The organism is Nitrospirota bacterium, assembly GCA_016214845.1.
Classification (GTDB): Bacteria; Nitrospirota; Thermodesulfovibrionia; order UBA6902; family UBA6902; genus SURF-23.
This window is the reverse complement of record JACRMS010000014.1, coordinates 22,436-39,166: the sequence shown is the minus strand read 5'-3', so window position 1 is coordinate 39,166 and position 16,731 is coordinate 22,436. Positions and strand designations below refer to the sequence as shown.

Below are 16,731 nucleotides of genomic sequence, written 5' to 3'. Positions count from 1 at the left end.
GTCTGTTACTGACTTTCTGTCGGTACGGTAAATTCCTTTTCAGGGGAAATGGTCGATACGGCGTGTTTGTACACGAGCTGCTGGGTGTCATTGTTCTTAAGCAGGATCACAAATTTGTCAAAACCCTTTATCAGGCCCTTCAGGCGCGTGCCGTTGACGAGGAAGATTGTGACCGGGATCTTCTCTTTTCTTATCCCGTTGAGATAAAGGTCTTGAAGTTTGTGGTCTGCGTTGTTGATCATATGACGTCTCCTTTTTAAAGATTATCTATTGATGCACTGCAAAGTCACTAACTGCACTTTCCAAACATAAGGTGCCGATCAGCACTCATTAAGAGTAAATCAATTTCTTCAGAATTTCAACATTACTTATGACCTTTTCAAATATCCTGTCCGGCTCCATGATGCCCGTTATGTCCACCCAGTTTATATCAGGCTCTTTTTTAAACCATGTGACCTGCCGTTTGGCATACATCTTCGTGTGCTTTTTCAGCAGCCGCACTGCTTCTTCAAATCCGATCTGCCCGTTAATGTGCTGCGTCATCTCTTTGTATCCAAGCGCCTGCAGCGCGGTCCTGTCCGGGTCCATCTTCAGCAGGTCCTGCGTCTCATGCAAGAGGCCTCTTTCTATCATTGTGTCAATGCGGGCTTCGATCAGTCCGTAAAGCTCTTTCCTGTCCCGGCTGAGCCCTATCTTGATGAAATTGTACATCGCGGGTTTTGTTTCTGCCTTCTGAAATTCCGAGATCGTTTTGTCCCCGCCTGCTGAAACCTCGATAGCGCGAATGGTCCTTCTCAAGTCATTCGGGCTGATCCTCGCCGCGGCTTCAGGGTCAATAGAGCTCAGATATTTGTGAAGATGCCCCTTGCCAAAGGTCTTTTCTTCTTCCTTTAACCGCTCCCTTAACGGCCAGTCCGCAGGGGGGCCGTCAAAGAGTCCCCTGGTAAGCGATCTGATATAAAGGCCGGTCCCTCCGGCGATAATAGGAATCTTATTCATACTGTGCAGGCCGTCTATGATCTGCACGGCCTTTTCTTTGAACATTCCCGCGCTGAAAGGCTGATCAGGAGACAGAATGTTTATTAAATGATGCGGGACCTCTTTCAGTTCATCAGGCGAAGGCTTCGCGGTGCCTATGTCCATGTGGCGGTAGATCTGCATGGAGTCCGCGCTGATGATCTCCGTGCCCAGCGCCTTTGCAAGCTTGAGCGAGACCCCTGTCTTCCCAACAGCCGTAGGCCCGAGGATGATGATAACAATTTTATCCTGCATAAGATTGCTCCAGAATCTCTTTAATCGACAACAAAAAAGTAGCTGGTAGTTAGTAGACAGTAGTTAGGGGTCCCAACTACTGTCTACTAACTACTGACTACCCTCATTTCAATATCCATCGACCACCAACAAGCTGATCAAGCAATTATAACCGACAACGATGGTTGAAAAACAATTGTCATCAGGGCGATCACCTGCTATGATTTGCTATATGGAAAAGTATATCTGCCTGCACGGGCACTTTTATCAGCCGCCAAGGGAGAACGCTTGGCTTGAGGAAGTCGAGCTTCAGGATTCCGCTCATCCCTATCACGACTGGAACGAGAGGATCAAGGCGGAATGTTACGCGCCGAATACGGCGTCAAGAATTCTCGATACCGACGGCAGGATAACTGATATTGTTAACAACTATTCAAAGATCAGTTTTGATTACGGTCCTACCCTCCTGTCCTGGATGGAGCGGCATAGCCCTGAAACATACCAGGCCATCATCGAGGCGGACAGGCAAAGCATGGAAAACTTCTCAGGGCACGGCTCGGCGATGGCGCAGGCATACAGCCACATGATCATGCCCCTTGCAAACAGGAGAGACAAATATACGCAGGCGGTATGGGGGATCAAAGATTTTGAATACAGGTTCAAGCGGTTTCCCGAAGGGATGTGGCTTCCTGAGACTGCCGTTGATGTGGAGACCCTCGATATCCTTGCTGAGCTCGGCATATCATTTACGGTCCTCGCGCCGCGCCAGGCACGCAGGTCCCGTAAATTAGGCCGGGGCTCACGGTGGCAGAATGTCTCAGACGGGAAGATCGACCCGACCACCGCCTATCTCTGCCGACTTCCGTCAGGCAGGAATATAAGCCTGTTCTTTTATGACGGCCCGATCTCTCAGGACGTTGCCTTCAGCGGCCTGCTCGGCAACGGTGAGGAATTTGCCCGGAGGCTCACGGGCGCTTTTTTTGACAAAAGGAGCTGGCCGCAGCTCGTGCACATCGCAACTGACGGCGAGACATACGGTCACCATCACCGCGGCGGAGACATGGCGCTTGCCTACTGCCTGCATTACATTGAATCCAAAAAGCTTGCGAAGCTCACAAACTACGGCGAGTACCTTGAGAAACATCCCCCAGCATATGAAGTTGAGATCTTTGAAAATTCCTCATGGAGCTGTATACACGGCATAGAGAGATGGCGGGACAACTGCGGCTGCCACACGGGCACGCGCGAGGGGTGGACGCAGGAATGGAGGAAACCTTTGAGGGAAGCTCTTGATGAACTGAGGTATGCCGCCATTCCCATGTTTAATGAAGGCCTCCGGGACCTTCTGAAAAATCCGTGGCAGGCGAGGGATGATTACATCTCTGTCATCCTTGACAGGGACGAAGAGAATGTCAAACGGTTCTTCCAGAGGAACGCCGCTAAAAAACTTACGCCTGAGGAAAAGATAAGGGTCCTGAAATTTCTTGAGATGCAGAGACACGCCATGCTGATGTATACGAGCTGCGGATGGTTCTTCGATGAAGTGTCCGGTATCGAGACAGTGCAGATAATGCAATACGCGGCAAAGGTCATTCAGTTTGCATCGGAATTGAAAGGCGAGTCCCTTGAAGCCGATTTTGTGGACGCCCTTGCCAACGCGCCGAGTAATGTGTACGGCAACGCGGCAAAGCCCTATGAGATGTTTGTAAAACCCGCAAGCGTAGATCTCCTGCGTGTCGGTGCGCATTATGTGATATCGTCTGTTTTCAATGAGTATCCTCAAACGGCAGCGATATTCTGTTATTCGGTAAAGACAGAGGAATACAATGTGTGGAAAAATGAAAAGCAGAAACTTGCCGCCGGGAAGGTCCGCATCATTTCAAATGTTACCCTGGAAGAAAAGTCGCTCATCTTTGCGGTGCTGCATCTCGGGTACCAGAACATCTTCGCCGGAGTAAAGGAATTTGACGGAGATAAGCCCTACATCGCCATGCAGCAGGACCTGCAAAGATCTTTTAAAGGCGGAGACTTTTCCTCTGTTGAAACGCTCATAAACAAACACTTCGGCGAGAGGATCTTCTCTTTATCACATCTCTTTCGGGACGAGCAGAGAAAGATCATGCAGCAGATACTCGACCTGGCGTATGAAGGCATTGACGCCTCATGCAGACAGATATACGAAAATTACTACGCCATAATGGACCTCTTCCCGTCTCTCAATATGAAGGTCCCCGCAGCGTTCAGCGCGGCTGCCGGTCATATCATAAACAGGGACTTAAAGAAAATATTTGAAGAAGGGGACATCAAAATAGAGAAGCTTGAAAAGCTTATACCCGAGATCAAAAAATGGTCCGTGGAGCTTGATGCCGCAACAGTGGGCTACGTTGCCGGCTCAAGAATAAACACCCTCATGGAAGAACTCGCTCAGCGGCCTGAAGATGCCGTGCTCATTGACAGGGCAGAGAACATCCTGAAGCTTACAAGGATGCTCCCCGTGGAGCTCGACCTCTGGAAGGCGCAGAACATATACTTCTCGATAAATAAAAAGCTTTACAAGACCATGAAGGACGAAGCGTCAAAAAGAGAAAACGCCAGCCAGAAATGGGTCCACTCCTTTCGCAAACTCGGCCATCACCTGCACGTAAAAGTTTCGTGATTCGGCCCTGCGCACTTTCAGTCTTCCGCGCTTTTGTTCTTTTGCACTTTTGAAATATTTTCCTTTCTATACCTCGCTTTCTTTTTTATATCTTGTTCCGTGCATTAAGGAAAATCAAAGCGCGATAGCATTGAAGCGCTATCCTCACTCCCTGAACTGCTCCTTCAGCCTCTTAAATCTCGGTTCGTAAATGAGATCGTAGAGATCGATCTTGTCCGGGAAGAGCTCTGAGATCCTCTCCCTGAGCTTCTGCTTTTCTATTTCAATATCAATCATCGGATAGTCACTGGCGACGATCAGGGAAGCGATCCGGTCGGCCATGTCCCTTATCTCCCTGACCTTCCTGTCTTCAGCGCTCCGCGCATAAAGCGCCTCGTCCGTCATCCTCTCATGCCTGAACGTGACAGTCCTTCCGCAGGCACACGTAATGGACCTGTCAAATTCAAACAGGGTGACATCATAATCCCTGCCGCAATTTCCGCACCTGATTGCCATATTTGTACACTTCACTTCGTTTCGCGTACTTGGCAGTACCCCAAGGTAAGCGAAGCAACGCGGAGTTACCTGCCGTTATTAAACTTCTCCAAGACCTCTCTAAATTCACCCGATAGCAGTCTTTTTTTCATAAATGCCTTGCCAGAACTGGACTTAAGGTACAGTTCAAATCTTTGAGCTTCTTCTTTTTCAGAAAAAGCTATAGATGTTTCTATCTCCCATGGAGCGTGTCTCCTGGTATACCCGGTATTTTGAGGGTCATTATGCTGCTCCAATCTTGATGTCAGATCACCAGTATATCCGATATATATCGCCCCGGGAGTTTTGATGCTTTTCAAGATATATGTGTAATACATTGCGCCAAGCCCATGTCCCCGTGGTAAACTCCGTTTCAGTTCGCTTACCTAAAAGTACTGCCAAGTACGCGTAGCGCAAGCGAAGTGTACTGGCGGGAGCGTGTGGGAATCGAACCCACCCTGCTCACTTGTGGCAAGCAACACCGGATTTGAAGTCCGGGAGGGACACCAGAACCCTATACACTCCCAATGCATTACATGATACCTGTTTTTTTTGAGCAAGGCAACTGAATAAGAGCAAAAGTGTGATAGCGCGGAAGAGCGGAAGAACAAAGGTTAAGTGTTAAGCTTCGGCATGAATTCCCGCTCAATGATCTCAGAAGAGATATTGCCGCTGTTATAAATTTCTTTAAGAATTTTCACATAGCCTTTTGCTTTCATGCGGCCTTCTTTGCGCGCGCGCTCAACAAGCTTCCAGTCGCGTGTCGCTGTGAACCCTTCATACGCTTTTATAATCTCGGGGAAAATGCTCCGCCTGAAACCGCCGAGCAGGGCAACATAAAAAAACAGGGAGCCTGCCTTTTTGTTTTTGATTATATATGCCAGCATTCCGTTGTCACATGTGTCCGACATGACGTCTTTCAGCCCTCTCAAAAACAGTTCGGCCCTGCCGTACGGGAGTTGGAGTAACAGTTCCCGCCACCACTTCCCGAGTCTCCTTCTTTGCGCTGCTTCGCCGAGTTCGTGGCGGATGTAAACCGAGACCTCTTCATGTGTGATGCGTGTTAATTTCTCTTCAAGCTCTTCAGGAGAAAGCCGCGCCGCCTCATCTTTACCGAGGCCGTATTCGGAAAACGCGTGAAAGAGCGCGCCGCTGCATTTCCCTGCCATTACCTCTTCGAACTTGTCCCGGAAAAATAAATTCATGGTCTGCTGTCTCACAATGATCATATTGCCCCTGAGCATCGCAGGGGAAGTTGAAAGGTCGCGGGCCATTTCCCAGCCGGCGATAAAAATGCTGTGCTTTCCGACCGAGGTTTTCCCGGAGATCTCGGCAAGGAGGAATGCGGGCTTTAAAAGATTCCCATAACCGGCCCCGTAGAGAAGTCCACGGCTTGCAAGCGCGTTATTTATGTTCTTTACATCAAAGGGACCATACCGCTTACCGTCAATTTCTATTTTCTGAAAATCACGAAGCTGAAGTTCCTCCCACAGCTTTTCCCTTTTCCCGATCCAGTCAGCTATCCTTTCGGTCTCAACTTTCTCCCGGGGCTTCACGTCGTTTTCGATCTTGTACAGGTCCCTCATTCTCAGGAGAAGCCCGCAGGGCTGGTAATAGCCCCAGAATTTGGCGTCTGAAATATTACAGTTGAGCTTGACCTGCGAGGCGATTGAGTTGATGTCTGTCATTGTGTATCTATTGTGACACAAGGAAACGCGGAAGGGGAAGAAGCGGTCTGCCGTCAGCAGAAAAATAACGGCAGGGAACTGAAAGCTGATCGCTTACAGCTATTTTTTCAGAAACTTTCGTACTTCCCCGACGCGCAGTGTGATCTTATTGCTGTCGAGGTATTCAAGGAAAGGCAGGGCGTACTTTCTCGACGTCCCCAGAATATCGCGGAACTCACCGACCGTCATCTCGTTTTTCTGGGCGGAGAATTTTTTAAGGTTCTCCATCATCTTCGCGTGAAGGGTCATCGGGATATAGATGGAATCGTTTATGCGCACAAGGGTCTTCTCCGAGGCCATGATCTTGAACAGTTCGCCCACTTCTTCTTTCTTTAATGATATGGACTGGGCGAGTTCATCTTTTGTCGGCGGCTGGAATTCAGCCTGTTCAAGGGTCTTTAATATTTTGTCTTTTAAGACCTTCTTATCATCGCTCAAATTGATCATGAATGTCTTAAGGCGGAGGATCTCCCGTTCAACTACCACCTGATTAATAAGCCCGAGGAGTGATTCAAAGAGCCTTTGGTCCAGTCCTTTGAAAGCGGCCCTGAAGGACTCTTTCAACATGCCTTGCTTAAGGGGATTGCTCTTGTGAAAATTGGCAAGGGCCGTAATTACTTTATTGGCGAAGTCGTCAAAGATTATTTTATGTAAGAGCCTGTCTTCATAACGTGTGACCCTGCCTTCCGCGATCAGGGATTTTATTTCCTTGTTTATCTCCGGCAGTTCCGCCTTGATCCAGCCTTCAATATCAGCCTGCGTTAATCCGTTCAGGCCGCTCTGAAGAACCTTTAATGACAGTTTGTCCCTGAGATTGCCCTGCTCAAGAGCCTGAAGGTCTTTGAGCTTTTCACCTTTTCTCCTGCGCACCGGCGAGGGGTCCAGTACTTCTCCGCCGCCGATCGTCAGGAGAGGCGAGAATTTTCTGATGATATATCTGTCTCCGGCCATAACTGCAACCGGCTCTTTGAACCTGAACTGGCAGTACGCCTTATCACCCGGCTTCAGTTCATCTTTTTCATAAATGACTATCCTTGCGACAAGCTCTGATGTGCCGGAGTGAAAGTGGACGAGGCTCCTGCTTTTTAAGACCTCAATGGCAGTTTCTTTCAGTATCTCAAGTCCCGCATCGATAACATATGTGGTCTTTATTTTGTCCGGAATGGTGATGACATCGCCTCTCTGGATCTCGTCTTTTGAAAGGCCCTGAAGGTTCATCGCCACCCTCTGTCCGGCATAAGCAGTCTTGAGCGTCTCTCCGTGGCTTTGCAGGCCCCTTACTTTTGTGGCTATCTTTTTTGGAAGCACTTCAACAGGGTCGTCCACGGAAATGCTCCCTGAAACCGCCGTGCCTGTGACAACAGTGCCGAAGCCTTTCAGCGTGAATATCCTGTCTATGGGAAGCCTGAAAATGCCGTTGACCGATTTCGGCTCAACACTCATGGCAAGCGCGTGTATCTTTTCTTTCAGGACCTCAATATTGTCCCCGGTCTTTGAAGAGACCGGTATCATCTCCGCGTTTTCAAGGAAGGTGCCTTTCACGAATTTTCTTATGTCGTCTTCGATCAGGGTAAGCCATTCTTTTTCAACGAGGTCGGATTTGTTTATTACAATGAGCCCCCTCTTGACCTTAAGCAAATTGCAGATATCGAGATGCTCCCTGCTTTGCGGCATGATGCCTTCGTCAGCGGCAATGACCATGAGCACGATGTCGATACCGCCCGCGCCTGCAAGCATGTTCTTTATCAAACGCTCGTGTCCGGGGACATCGACGATGCCGACCTTCAATCCATCGGGGTACGCTAAATCCGCAAACCCGAGGTCAATGGTGATGCCCCGCTCCTTCTCCTCCTTGAGCCTGTCAGGGTCAGTGCCCGTCAGCGCCTTAACAAGAGAGCTTTTCCCGTGGTCAATGTGGCCTGCTGTGCCGAGTATTACGTAACGATTCATGTTTAAAAATTTAATTTTCGGACTTAATAGAAAAACAGTAGTTATTTTATCATTTTCTGAGATGGAAGGGATAAACTGTGGTTGTTACCGGCACAGACATACATGGCAATTCAAAAAAAGAAAAAGGGAACTTATTGCGCTTTACTGCTTTCTTTGCTTATGATATTTCAATCTTTGTTATATCAGATTGAGTTGGCAAGCGGGGAATCAATCAATGACTTTAACAATAAAGCCCTCTGATTTCTACAGTCTTTACAGTCCTCCCTCGTACAAATTCACCCGCAGATTGCTGAGGGCGATGGGGTGAAAGCAAGGTATCCTGAAAACATAAAGGCGAGACGTAAGAAAGATAAACCCTCCGGCATTACCGAAAGGGTCATCAGAGTTCTTGGTATCTATACGCTTATTGCGCAGAACAAATTCCCCTCAGTAAATTCGCTCACCGACAAATTTGAAGTAACAAAAAGAACCGTCCATAGAGACCTCGCGCTTATCAACATCATTGACCCTGTTGAGTTTGACAGACAGAGAGGCGGCTACAGATTTACCCACGGAGACCGCATAAAGAAACTGATCCTGTCAGAGGAACAGCTTTTGCTGCTGTTTACAATGGGAGAGACGGTTTCACACCTGGGCGCTCCCCTGAGGCAGGAATTTCAGAAGTTTGTTGAGGACCTTGCCAATATAAAGAAGATACCGCCGGACAAATTCCCTGTTGTCGTAAAAATGCCTGAGGCTATTGAGACCGAAAAACTGAATGATTATTTCAGTGCCATCTCTCATTGTATCCGGGAAAAGCTCTCGATTGATATTGTCTATAACGTCCTTTACAGCAGAAGAATCACTAAACGGCGGGTTGACCCCTACGGTCTGATATTTTACGACGGCGCATGGCTTATCACCGGCTATTGTCGCCTCAGGGAAGAAATGCGGACTTTTGCGCTGGACAGGATTGTGGAATTGAAGGAAACGGCCTTCCGCTTTAAACTGGGGGATGACTTCGATCTGAAGGACCGTCTGTTACATTGCTGGGGGATACAGTATAACGATAAACCCTCCTCTGTAACAGTAAGATTTTCAGAAAAGGTGGCCGAGTACGTCCTCAGAAAGGACAAATGGCATCCGTCTGAAAAGAGGCGGGTGCTTGCAAATGGCGATGTGGAGTCGTCATTCGAAGTGGCTGGGACGGACGAGATCAAGCGCTGGATATATTCATGGATGCCTTATATTGAAGTGGTAAGACCCGCACGCCTGAGAAGGCAGATAAACGAAGAACTTTCACAAACGCTCAAAAAGCATTCATGACATACTGCTGTCACAGATGCTATGTATCATGTGAATAAAAAAGGCAGAATGGCTGACGTTGGGAAAATAATGAACAGCAACCAATAGTTAAGAGGGGGACATATCAATGGAGATTGTTATTCAACAGGAAGTGGTTGATGGGAAAATTTATATGATTCGTGGACAGAGAGTTATGCTGAGCATGCATTTGGCCGAGCTTTACAAAGTAGAAACAAGGGCGCTCAACCAGGCGGTGCGAAGGAACATAAGGAGATTTCCGGCAGATTTCATGTTTCAAATCAGCGAAGAAGAGGCCGACGCACTGGTATCACAGAATGTGATACCTCACAAGAAGCACTTCGGCGGATTTCTTCCCTATGCCTTTACAGAACAGGGCGTTGCTATGCTTTCAAGCGTATTAAACAGCGAAAGAGCTATTGATGTAAATATTGCTGTCATGCGGGCTTTTGTAAAATTGCGGGAGATACTTTCAACCCATAAAGACCTTGCCCGAAAACTTGAATTGATGGAAAGAAATATGACGCACATTTTAAGATTGTTTTTGATGCGATCCGCCAGTTGATGACGCCGCCTGAAACCAAAAAACGTAAAATCGGCTTTAACAGAGAGAAAGAATAAACAGATTGATCGGCAAGACACTACTTTTAAAAATCTTCGACGCCGCATACATGCAGCGGTGGAATGACAAGGTGCGCCCTGTGGAGATGGTGGAGCTGCCGCATTCATCGAGGCATATTCGGCAATCAAGAACGGGAGCGCCAATGAAGAGCTGCGTGAGGCGATGCTGGCGATCAAATGCAAGTATGAAAAGGCGAATGTCGCGGGGAATGAGTTTGGGGGATTTATGGGGAGTTTGGGGTTAAATAATATACACAAATGAGGAGGAGATATCTGATGGACAAGCCTATGTTTACCTGGATTCCGATTTATAAAGAGATTGCGAGAAAACTTCTTGAGTATGAGAACAGGCAGGAGGAATTGTTGGAGTTCTTAAAGAGATTGAAAAAAGAAAATATACCTACTTTTAAACTTGAAAGTTCTGAGGAAATAGACCCGTTTACCTTTTTTGGGAATTTTAACAGAAGGTTAACAGATAGCAACAGGATAAATATATTAGAAAACATAAAACGTGAATTGAATCTAACATCATTAATTCCATCGGACTTTTCTGGTATCCCTCTTGTCGATAATCAGCGAACATGGTTTGTTAGTCGTAATCACGAGAAAGCTGATATTAATAAATTGTGGGAACTGTATAAGGAAGCTTTGAACGAAGACTTTAAAAAAATGGATATTGAATCAGTACTAAATGTAAAGGAAGTTGGAGTTGCAAAAATTACAATGGGTCTATTCTGGTTAAATCCTGAAAGGTATATGCCATTGGATAGTAAATCTATTGACTATCTCATGAATCACTTGCCTGACGATAATATAATGCCATACTTGAATGAATTAAAAAAACCAAATGCTAAAAAGGTTTTTTCTTTTGACAAATATAAAGAAATTATTGAGAGTGCAGCAAAATTGAATAAACCTTTTTTTAAAATTTCTCATGAAGCGCACATAGAGTCAGAACGGAAAGGTAAGAAAGAAATTAAATCCAAGAAAGAAGCTATTGTTCCTCGGATGAACTCATCTGAGCACCCCCTCAACCACATCCTCTTCGGCCCTCCTGGCACGGGGAAGACGTACTCTACCATCTTCAAAGCACTTGAGCTATTAGGTAAAGAAAAAGAGATCGTGGATACCTTTAATCGAGAAGGATATGTTAATGATGCGAGTTACAATAAAGCTAAAGAAACTTTTGATTCTCTACGAGGAGGTGACAAACCTCGAATCGAATTCATCACCTTCCATCAATCCTACTCATATGAAGAATTCATTGAAGGCATTAAGCCCATAAACAATACAAAAGAAATTCAATATGATGTCAAAGATGGTGTGTTCAAACGTCTTTGTGAACGGGCGGATGATGACCCTGATAAGAAACCATATGTCCTTATCATTGATGAAATCAACCGAGGGAATATTTCTAAAATCTTCGGAGAGCTTATCACTCTGATTGAAAAAGATAAACGGTTAGGCAGTAAGCATGAAATGAGAGCAACGCTTCAGTATTCTCAAGATTCTTTCGGTGTGCCGGATAACCTCCACATCATCGGCACGATGAACACAGCCGACAGATCAATTGCCCTGATTGATACAAGCATTGAGAAGACGGTTTGAATTTGAGGAAATGATGCCGAGACCTGACTTGTTAGAGGCAGTTGAACACCCACTGGGGGCATCCATTAACCTTAAGAAATTGCTTGCAAAGGTAAATGAGAGAATCGAGTTCCTTTATGACCGGGACCATCAGATTGGCCATGCATATTTTATGGAGGTGAAGGATTACCCTGCATTGTGTAATGCGTTTGCCACCAAAATTATTCCCCTTCTGCAGGAATACTTCTATGATAATTGGGAGAAGATACAGATTGTACTGGGCGATCACAAAGAGCAGTGTAAGAATTATAAGGCTGAATACAAAAAGGATTCAATGAGATTTATTAAAGACATTTCTAATAATGAACTTAATATTATAGGGTTTGATCATGATAATTATGATAATGACAAATCAATGTATGAACTTAATGATATTAAAAAGCTGGACCCAGAGGCATTTATAAAAATCTATGATTCTGCTTGCATAAAATCGCCTACAGCTTCACCTGAGCAGCAAACACAATGAGCAAGAAAGCCATAACCATAACAGAATACGGAGCTATCGGACATGAGAAGACGCCTGCATTGGATAAATTCCTCTGCGACGAAGCGGATGCTAAGACGTTTGAAGCCCTGAAGAAATTCAATGCAGACAATGATGACGCTATCTTTACCTTAACAAGGTGCAAGACAAAAGACGGCACTAAAGTAGATGCGCTCAAAGCCAAATCCTATGTCGGCGTAATCGAGACAAAATGCGGCACGGTTGTCGAGATACTGCCTAAAATCTATGCGGGAGCCTCCGAGGATGATAAAAACAATACCCGCAAGATATTTCTGAATATGTTGAGATGTCTCCGGGATTCTCCTTTTAAGAAAATCGATGACGCTCATCTCCATACGACAAAGCATTCTCTTCTTGAAATCTTCATCACCCTTTTCCTGAAAGACCTCGAACAGCTTATCCAGAAAGGAATAGCCAAAGATTATGTGAGCGTGGAGAAAAATCAGCCCTTTCTGAAAGGCAAGCTACTCTTTAACCAGAATATTAAATACAACTTCCTGCATAAAGAGCGGTTTTATGTATCCTTTGACGAATTCATATCAAACCGTCCTGAAAACCGTCTCATTAAATCAACGCTCCAGCTTTTAGCGAAGAAAGCCCGGTCAAACAATAATCAGAAAAGAATACGGGAATTTATATTTACATTCGATGAAGTGCCGGAATCCTGCGATATTAATGCAGACATCTCAAAAAATAAACATAACAGGCTAATAACGCATTATGAAAAGACATAAGATGGTGCCGGGTCTTTCTGCGAAACGAGAGCTTTACTAATTTCAAAGGCACAGCAGTGTCGCTGGCGCTCCTTTTCCCGATGGAGAGGATATTTGAGGATTACGTTGGGACGTTGTTTAAAAGACATTTTAATAAAATAATGGATATCAGTCTTCAGAACAAACAAAATTTTCTTGTAGAGAATCATTGTAATCAACCCAGATTTAAGTTGAAGCCTGACATAGTGGCAAGAGAAAAAAATAATTCCGGGATAATAATCCTTGATACAAAATGGAAACTCATAAATCAGAACAAATCAAGTGACAGATATAACTATGACATTTCTCAGCCTGACATGTATCAGATGTTTACATATGGCAAGAAATATAAAAAAGTGAAGAAGCTCTTTTTGCTCTATCCTGAAAGTGATGATTTTAACAGTCCGTTACCTGAATTTTTATATCATGAAAGCGAAGATGTGATGCGCCTTTATGCATGTCCTGTTAGACTGCCTCTTAGCGGCAAGGATGAAAATAGCTCTTTAAAATGCATTGAATGTCTCCTCTCAGAACAATATCAAGGTAAATGATAAACGTACAGTTAAAAAACAGTAGCACATATTATGTTATTTGAATAAAATAGTACATAAGGCACTGAATATGACTACTCTCGAAAGAAACATCCTCGACACCTTCAAGGCATTACTGTTAAAACGCCTTTCACTTTATAAGATGATTCTCTTCGGCTCAAGGGCAAGAGGTGACGCTGCTCAATATTCCGACATGGATGTGTTGGTCATTCTGGATAGGGTCTCCGGCGGGCAGGATTATGAGTATGTCAGCGACTGCGCATGGGAAGCCGGTTTTGAGCATGGGACTGTAGTAGTCCCGGTTGTCTTCACGCGGGAGGAATGGGAGGACAGCCCTGAACGTTATTCCCTTCTTGCTCAGGCAGTTAAAGAAGAGGGGGTGCTTATTTGAAAGACGAAGAAATAAGCGCTCTCCTTAAATATCGACTTGAGCAGACAACAACATTCTGTTATCATGAAAAGCCGGAAGGAGTAGATAATGATCCCTCAGCATGAGCTTGAACAGGCCATTGAAATAGCAAAGAAGCACGGGGTAGGGAAATTATATTTAATCGGTTCCTCCCTTTATAAAGATTCGGCAGATGCAAATGACTATGATTTTGCAGTAAGCGATGTGCCAGTCGGCAATTTTTTTAAATTTTATGGTGAACTGTTCAGAAAATTGTCAAAGAATGTGGATCTGATAGACCTTTCCGGCGGTAAAACAAAATTCAAGGATATTATCATCAAAGAAGGCAAACTCATATATGACAAAGCAGCAGCTTAAAGAATATAGTGATGCGGAGTTTGAGAATATTGATACTGTGCTCTATCAACTCAAAGCACTGTTGAAACCCGAAGCCGGTTATTCAATCGCAGAGCTGGCTGCTGTTGCAACGTTTATTCATAACTTCTACAACGGAGCGGAAAATATTTTGAAAAGGATTTTCTCTTACAGACGCATAGAACTCAGGGATACCCCAACATGGCATAAAGATATATTAAAAGCGGCAGCGGATATCGGGATTATATCCGATGACCTGTACAACGCGTTGTCAAACTACCTTTCGTTTCGGCACTTCTTTGTCCATTCATACAGTTTTACTCTGCGGTGGGAAGAGCTTAAGCCTCTTGTGAGTGACATTGAAAAGACTTTGGAGAATTTTAAAAAGGCAACCTACATTTTTATTGGCTCGCTTGATTAACCGAGTCCCTTCCGACCGCTGACACCCTGCTGTCACCATCATTTGATAATATGTTTCTAAAATAAGGGAGGCAATTATGCTGAACAGGCGGGTTTTTCTCAAAGGCTTTGTTGCAACCGGGCTTGCATTAAACCACGGTAATCTTTTCGCAGAAACATTGATGAACATGTCTAATAAAACCAGTCGCAAACTGGGTCCGGCAATTTACTGCGTTGTGGATAATCCGGAACTGGAAGCTGCATTAAAGACATGCGCCGAAGAGATAGACTGTGAAATACTTTTTGACTGGCCCAATAGTATCGAATTGATTTTGGAACATCATTTTATTGCTGTCGTTGACGGAAGCATTATAGATAAAGATGTGTGGGATATGTATGTTGAGCTTTGCAATGACGGAGAAATTAAAGTCCCATGTTTATTAGTCGGCAGCTCAGAGCATCTTCAAATGCCGAAGCAGGGCAGTATATATCATTTAGCTTTAAATGATCATGATGCTATTGAGAAGACAATAAAGAATATTAAATGCGGTTTATTGACATCTGCATGATTTGGTTGATCAGAGCGCCGCAATTACGCATTTCACCAGGTCTTTCACTTCCCCGTCCTGGATCGTCCTTGCGTCAATAAGAAGCGCGTTACCTTTGATCCTCGCGATCACCGGCGGATCGCCGAGCCTCAACTTTTTCTCTAATGAGTTTACGGAAATGCCTGACGGCTTTATTGATACGGCAAAGGTCGGGAAGTTTATCTCCGGCAGAGAGCCGCCGCCGGCCTGTGATTCGTCAGGGACAACAGCTAAATCGGCCTTACCGGCAATCTCTTTCAGGGATGTAAAGATCTTCTTCGCCCTCTTTTTGATTATCTCAACAGGCTCCGTCATCATCCTGAGCGTGGGGATCTCCTTCATCGCCTTTTCCTCATCGAGATACTGCATGAATGTGGTTTCAAGCGAAGCGAGGGTCATCTTGTCTATTCTCATTGCCCGGAGCAAAGGGTTCTTCTGGATCTTTTGAATAAGTTTTTCCTTACCGATGATGATGCCCGCCTGCGGTCCGCCCAGGAGTTTGTCTCCGCTGAATGTCACGATGTCAGCTCCTGTTTTAACAACTTCCTGCACAGTCGGCTCTCCGTGCACGCCGTATTTTTCGAGGCTGATCATGCACCCGCTGCCGAGGTCGTCTACAACCGGTATCTTATATTCTTTTCCGATCTTCAACAGCTTTTCAATCGGGACTTCTTCGGTAAAGCCGATCACCTTATAATTGCTCTGGTGCACCTTTAACAAAAGGGCGGTGTTGCCGCACAGGGCATTTTCGTAATCGGCAAGATGGGTCTTGTTCGTTGTACCGACCTCTCTCAGTATCGCCCCGCTCGCCTTCATCACTTCTGGTATCCTGAATGAACCGCCTATCTCCACAAGCTCCCCGCGCGACACAATGACTTCTTTCCCCTTCGCGAATGTGTCAAGGCAAATTAAAACTGCCGCGGCATTATTGTTGACAACAACGGCGTCTTCCGCGCCGGTCAATTCCCTGATGATATCTTTTATGTGCGAATACCTCTTGCCCCTCTTGCCTGTGGAAATTTCATATTCGAGGTTTGAAAAGCTCCGGGCGGTTGTAGTTATATGTTCAATTGCCTTGTCAGATAAGATCGACCTGCCGAGATTGGTATGGATGACAATGCCGGTTGCGTTTATAATCGGCCTGAGCTTGTAGGCGGAATGTTTTTTGATCGCGGTCTCAATGTCCCGTGAAATGGCGTCAATTGTCACGTCGGCATTTGCGCCGCTTAATATCTCTTCGCGCTTTGATTCAATTACCTCTCTGATCGCGCGCAGGACCGTCTTCCTCGCGTAGGAGGAAAGCCACTTCTCACCGTACACGCTCTTTAAACATTCGTCAACGGAAGGCAATTGTGAAAGCTGCTCCTGAATTGTCATGTGTTTTTTGTAGCACAATAAAGGCACTATGGTCAAGGCATTTTATATTCACCGGCGCAATTTAAAATGTTATTCGCATCTTCCAACAAAAGCGCTGGAACTGTTAATATATATCTGCTTTCTTGGAAAT

General features: G+C 45.4%; 17 protein-coding genes, 1 tRNA gene and 1 pseudogene. 11 read left to right on the top strand and 8 right to left on the bottom strand.

The window, feature by feature from the left end; all coding sequences use genetic code 11:
* Positions 1 to 5: 5 nt before the first annotated feature.
* Both hfq and miaA read right to left on the bottom strand, forming a co-directional pair.
* The gene (hfq, locus tag HZB61_03375; protein MBI5055641.1) at positions 6 to 239 is read right to left on the bottom strand and encodes an RNA chaperone Hfq; all 234 of its coding nucleotides are present in this window, start codon (positions 237 to 239) and stop codon (positions 6 to 8) included.
* A 91-nt stretch (positions 240 to 330) separates the two neighbouring features.
* Positions 331 to 1,272: a tRNA (adenosine(37)-N6)-dimethylallyltransferase MiaA gene (miaA, locus tag HZB61_03370; GenBank protein MBI5055640.1), complete on the bottom strand. Its 942-nt coding sequence runs from the start codon at positions 1,270 to 1,272 to the stop codon at positions 331 to 333.
* A gap of 211 nt (positions 1,273 to 1,483) precedes the next feature.
* On the opposite strand from miaA, the gene HZB61_03365 reads away from it, so the two are divergent.
* Positions 1,484 to 3,907, top strand: coding sequence for a DUF3536 domain-containing protein (locus tag HZB61_03365; protein ID MBI5055639.1), 2,424 nt, complete (start codon positions 1,484 to 1,486; stop codon positions 3,905 to 3,907).
* Positions 3,908 to 4,051: 144 nt separating this feature from the next.
* Here HZB61_03365 and HZB61_03360 read toward each other — a convergent pair whose 3' ends face one another.
* The 5 genes from HZB61_03360 to selB form a co-directional block, all read right to left on the bottom strand.
* A complete protein-coding gene (locus HZB61_03360) occupies positions 4,052 to 4,402 on the bottom strand; it encodes a hypothetical protein (GenBank protein MBI5055638.1) in 351 nt (116 codons plus the stop codon).
* Positions 4,403 to 4,467: 65 nt separating this feature from the next.
* On the bottom strand, positions 4,468 to 4,758 hold the full coding sequence (locus tag HZB61_03355; GenBank protein ID MBI5055637.1) for a GIY-YIG nuclease family protein: 291 nt from the start codon (positions 4,756 to 4,758) through the stop codon (positions 4,468 to 4,470).
* Positions 4,759 to 4,848: 90 nt separating this feature from the next.
* Positions 4,849 to 4,946, bottom strand: a tRNA-Sec gene (locus HZB61_03350).
* 88 nt (positions 4,947 to 5,034) lie between these two features.
* Entirely contained in the window at positions 5,035 to 6,108 is a 1,074-nt protein-coding gene (locus HZB61_03345; GenBank protein ID MBI5055636.1) for a hypothetical protein, read from the bottom strand.
* A gap of 99 nt (positions 6,109 to 6,207) precedes the next feature.
* Positions 6,208 to 8,097 carry a selenocysteine-specific translation elongation factor gene (gene selB, locus HZB61_03340; protein ID MBI5055635.1) on the bottom strand — a complete coding sequence of 630 codons (1,890 nt, stop codon included), beginning with the start codon at positions 8,095 to 8,097 and terminating at the stop codon, positions 6,208 to 6,210.
* A 303-nt stretch (positions 8,098 to 8,400) separates the two neighbouring features.
* Here selB and HZB61_03335 point away from each other — a divergent pair, with 303 nt between their 5' ends.
* The 10 genes and pseudogenes from HZB61_03335 (at position 8,401) to HZB61_03290 (ending at position 15,206) form a co-directional block, all read left to right on the top strand.
* Positions 8,401 to 9,402, top strand: coding sequence for a WYL domain-containing protein (locus tag HZB61_03335; protein ID MBI5055634.1), 1,002 nt, complete (start codon positions 8,401 to 8,403; stop codon positions 9,400 to 9,402).
* 118 nt (positions 9,403 to 9,520) lie between these two features.
* Positions 9,521 to 10,020, top strand: a pseudogene (locus tag HZB61_03330) (ORF6N domain-containing protein).
* Between the two features lie 276 nt (positions 10,021 to 10,296).
* Positions 10,297 to 11,628: an AAA family ATPase gene (locus HZB61_03325; protein ID MBI5055633.1), complete on the top strand. Its 1,332-nt coding sequence runs from the start codon at positions 10,297 to 10,299 to the stop codon at positions 11,626 to 11,628.
* A gap of 10 nt (positions 11,629 to 11,638) precedes the next feature.
* Positions 11,639 to 12,133 carry a hypothetical protein gene (locus HZB61_03320; protein ID MBI5055632.1) on the top strand — a complete coding sequence of 165 codons (495 nt, stop codon included), beginning with the start codon at positions 11,639 to 11,641 and terminating at the stop codon, positions 12,131 to 12,133.
* Positions 12,130 to 12,906 carry a hypothetical protein gene (locus tag HZB61_03315; GenBank protein ID MBI5055631.1) on the top strand — a complete coding sequence of 259 codons (777 nt, stop codon included), beginning with the start codon at positions 12,130 to 12,132 and terminating at the stop codon, positions 12,904 to 12,906. Before HZB61_03320 ends, HZB61_03315 begins: the two co-directional genes overlap by 4 nt.
* Entirely contained in the window at positions 12,903 to 13,475 is a 573-nt protein-coding gene (locus HZB61_03310) for a hypothetical protein (GenBank protein ID MBI5055630.1), read from the top strand. The genes HZB61_03315 and HZB61_03310 overlap by 4 nt, the downstream gene beginning before the upstream one ends.
* A gap of 70 nt (positions 13,476 to 13,545) precedes the next feature.
* Positions 13,546 to 13,866 (top strand): nucleotidyltransferase domain-containing protein, encoded by a 321-nt coding sequence (locus tag HZB61_03305; GenBank protein MBI5055629.1) that lies wholly within the window; start codon positions 13,546 to 13,548, stop codon positions 13,864 to 13,866.
* 87 nt (positions 13,867 to 13,953) lie between these two features.
* On the top strand, positions 13,954 to 14,241 hold the full coding sequence (locus HZB61_03300; protein MBI5055628.1) for a nucleotidyltransferase domain-containing protein: 288 nt from the start codon (positions 13,954 to 13,956) through the stop codon (positions 14,239 to 14,241).
* Complete coding sequence (locus HZB61_03295) at positions 14,222 to 14,659, top strand: hypothetical protein (protein ID MBI5055627.1); 438 nt, start codon at positions 14,222 to 14,224, stop codon at positions 14,657 to 14,659. Before HZB61_03300 ends, HZB61_03295 begins: the two co-directional genes overlap by 20 nt.
* Before the next feature lie 76 nt (positions 14,660 to 14,735).
* Positions 14,736 to 15,206, top strand: a complete 471-nt coding sequence (locus HZB61_03290; GenBank protein MBI5055626.1) for a hypothetical protein — start codon at positions 14,736 to 14,738, stop codon at positions 15,204 to 15,206.
* A 9-nt stretch (positions 15,207 to 15,215) separates the two neighbouring features.
* Here the strand turns inward: HZB61_03290 and HZB61_03285 are convergent, their stop codons facing one another.
* Positions 15,216 to 16,601, bottom strand: coding sequence for an L-seryl-tRNA(Sec) selenium transferase (locus HZB61_03285; GenBank protein MBI5055625.1), 1,386 nt, complete (start codon positions 16,599 to 16,601; stop codon positions 15,216 to 15,218).
* Positions 16,602 to 16,731: the final 130 nt, after the last annotated feature.

What these genes read in the sequence shown, in the direction of transcription:
- miaA (MBI5055640.1), bottom strand. Translation starts at nt 1,272, where the DNA reads ATGCAGGATAAAATTGTTATCATCATCCTCGGGCCTACGGCTGTTGGG.
- HZB61_03365 (MBI5055639.1), top strand. Translation starts at nt 1,484, where the DNA reads ATGGAAAAGTATATCTGCCTGCACGGGCACTTTTATCAGCCGCCAAGG.
- HZB61_03360 (MBI5055638.1), bottom strand. Translation starts at nt 4,402, where the DNA reads ATGGCAATCAGGTGCGGAAATTGCGGCAGGGATTATGATGTCACCCTG.
- HZB61_03355 (MBI5055637.1), bottom strand. Translation starts at nt 4,758, where the DNA reads ATGTATTACACATATATCTTGAAAAGCATCAAAACTCCCGGGGCGATA.
- HZB61_03345 (MBI5055636.1), bottom strand. Translation starts at nt 6,108, where the DNA reads ATGACAGACATCAACTCAATCGCCTCGCAGGTCAAGCTCAACTGTAAT.
- selB (MBI5055635.1), bottom strand. Translation starts at nt 8,097, where the DNA reads ATGAATCGTTACGTAATACTCGGCACAGCAGGCCACATTGACCACGGG.
- HZB61_03325 (MBI5055633.1), top strand. Translation starts at nt 10,297, where the DNA reads ATGGACAAGCCTATGTTTACCTGGATTCCGATTTATAAAGAGATTGCG.
- HZB61_03320 (MBI5055632.1), top strand. Translation starts at nt 11,639, where the DNA reads ATGATGCCGAGACCTGACTTGTTAGAGGCAGTTGAACACCCACTGGGG.
- HZB61_03315 (MBI5055631.1), top strand. Translation starts at nt 12,130, where the DNA reads ATGAGCAAGAAAGCCATAACCATAACAGAATACGGAGCTATCGGACAT.
- HZB61_03305 (MBI5055629.1), top strand. Translation starts at nt 13,546, where the DNA reads ATGACTACTCTCGAAAGAAACATCCTCGACACCTTCAAGGCATTACTG.
- HZB61_03300 (MBI5055628.1), top strand. Translation starts at nt 13,954, where the DNA reads ATGATCCCTCAGCATGAGCTTGAACAGGCCATTGAAATAGCAAAGAAG.
- HZB61_03295 (MBI5055627.1), top strand. Translation starts at nt 14,222, where the DNA reads ATGACAAAGCAGCAGCTTAAAGAATATAGTGATGCGGAGTTTGAGAAT.
- HZB61_03290 (MBI5055626.1), top strand. Translation starts at nt 14,736, where the DNA reads ATGCTGAACAGGCGGGTTTTTCTCAAAGGCTTTGTTGCAACCGGGCTT.
- HZB61_03285 (MBI5055625.1), bottom strand. Translation starts at nt 16,601, where the DNA reads ATGACAATTCAGGAGCAGCTTTCACAATTGCCTTCCGTTGACGAATGT.